The organism is Streptomyces sp. NPDC059456 (assembly GCF_042750055.1).
In the GTDB taxonomy this organism is placed as follows: Bacteria; Actinomycetota; Actinomycetes; order Streptomycetales; family Streptomycetaceae; genus Streptomyces.
Map to the genome: position 1 here is coordinate 1 of NZ_JBHYVA010001095.1, position 1,484 is coordinate 1,484.

The following is a 1,484-nucleotide window of genomic DNA, read 5'->3' on the forward strand; positions in this document are numbered from 1 at the left end:
CTGTCGGTTTTCCGCCCGGGTGTCAGCGCCACCGTCCCCCCGCAATGGGCCCGGCACATCGACGACCACATCTACACCCCCGACGCGGCCCCCACGGGGGGCGTTCTGCCCGTGGCCCGCGGCGCGCGGCTCGGCCGGTCCCGCCTCATCTGGGGCTGGGTCACCGGCATCGCCGGCCCCGCCCTGCTCTCCGTACTGCTCAGCCGGCTCGTCCCCGAGCTCGGGCTGGCGAACGACATGCTGCTCTTCCTCACGTTCACGGTGGCGGCGGCCCTGCTCGGCGGGCTGCTCCCCGCGCTCGCCTCGGCCGGCTTCGGGTCCCTGCTGCTGAACTACTACTTCACGCCGCCGCTGCACGAGTTCACGATCTCCGACCCGAAGAACATCGTGGCCATCGCGATCTTCGTCGGCGTGGCGGTGTCGGTGGCCTCCGTGGTCGACCTGGCGGCCCGGCGCACCCACCAGGCAGCCCGGCTGCGGGCCGAGTCCGAGATCCTCTCTTTCCTCGCCGGCAGCGTCCTGCGCGGCGAGGACTCCCTCGACGCCCTCCTGGAACGGCTCCGGGAGACCTTCGCCATGCAGTCCGTCGTACTCCTGGAGCGCACGAGCGAGGTCGACCCCTGGACGACGGCTGCGTCCGTCGGCACCGGGACGGTCGTGCGCCCCGAGGACGCGGACGTGGACCTGCCCATCGGCGACGCCATGGCCCTCGCCCTGACCGGCCGGGTCCTGCCCGCCGAGGACCGGCGCGTGCTCGGCGCCTTCGCCGCCCAGGCGGCCGTCGTACTCGACCGCCAGCGCCTCGTCGACGAGGCGGAGAAGTCCCGTGAACTCGCCGAGGCCAACCGCATCCGTACGGCCCTGCTCGCGGCGGTCAGCCACGACCTGCGGACCCCGCTCGCCGGCATCAAGGCCTCCGTCACCTCTCTGCGCTCCGACGACGTCGAATGGTCCGAGGACGACAGGGCCGAACTCCTCGAAGGCATCGAGGACGGCGCCGACCGCCTCGCCGCACTGATCGGGAACCTCCTGGACATGTCCCGCCTGAACACCGGCACCGTCGTCCCCCTGATCCGGGAGACCGACCTCGACGAGGTCGTGCCGCTGGCGCTGGGCGGCGTACCGGAGGACAGCGTGGACCTGGACATCCCCGAGACCCTGCCGATGGTCGCCGTCGACCGCGGCCTGCTGGAGCGGGCCGTCGCCAACATCGTCGAGAACGCCGTCAAGTACAGCCCCGTCGGGCAACCCGTCCACGTCTCCGCCAGCGCCCTCGCGAGCCGCGTCGAGCTGCGCGTCGTCGACCGCGGCCCCGGGGTCCCGGACGAAGCCAAGAACCGCATCTTCGAACCCTTCCAGCGGCACGGCGACGCTCCGCGCGGCGCCGGCGTCGGCCTCGGCCACCCCGGCGCCCCCCGCGGAACCCCCGCCAAAGGCGGCACCCACACCCCCCACGACCCCCCCGGCGGCGGCCGCACCAATGT

Annotated in this window: 1 protein-coding gene; it reads left to right on the top strand. The window is 73.3% G+C overall.

The features are described from left to right. Window positions 1–1,484: DUF4118 domain-containing protein (locus ACFXA3_RS42435; RefSeq protein ID WP_385196866.1), on the top strand; the 1,484-nt coding region annotated here is incomplete at both ends.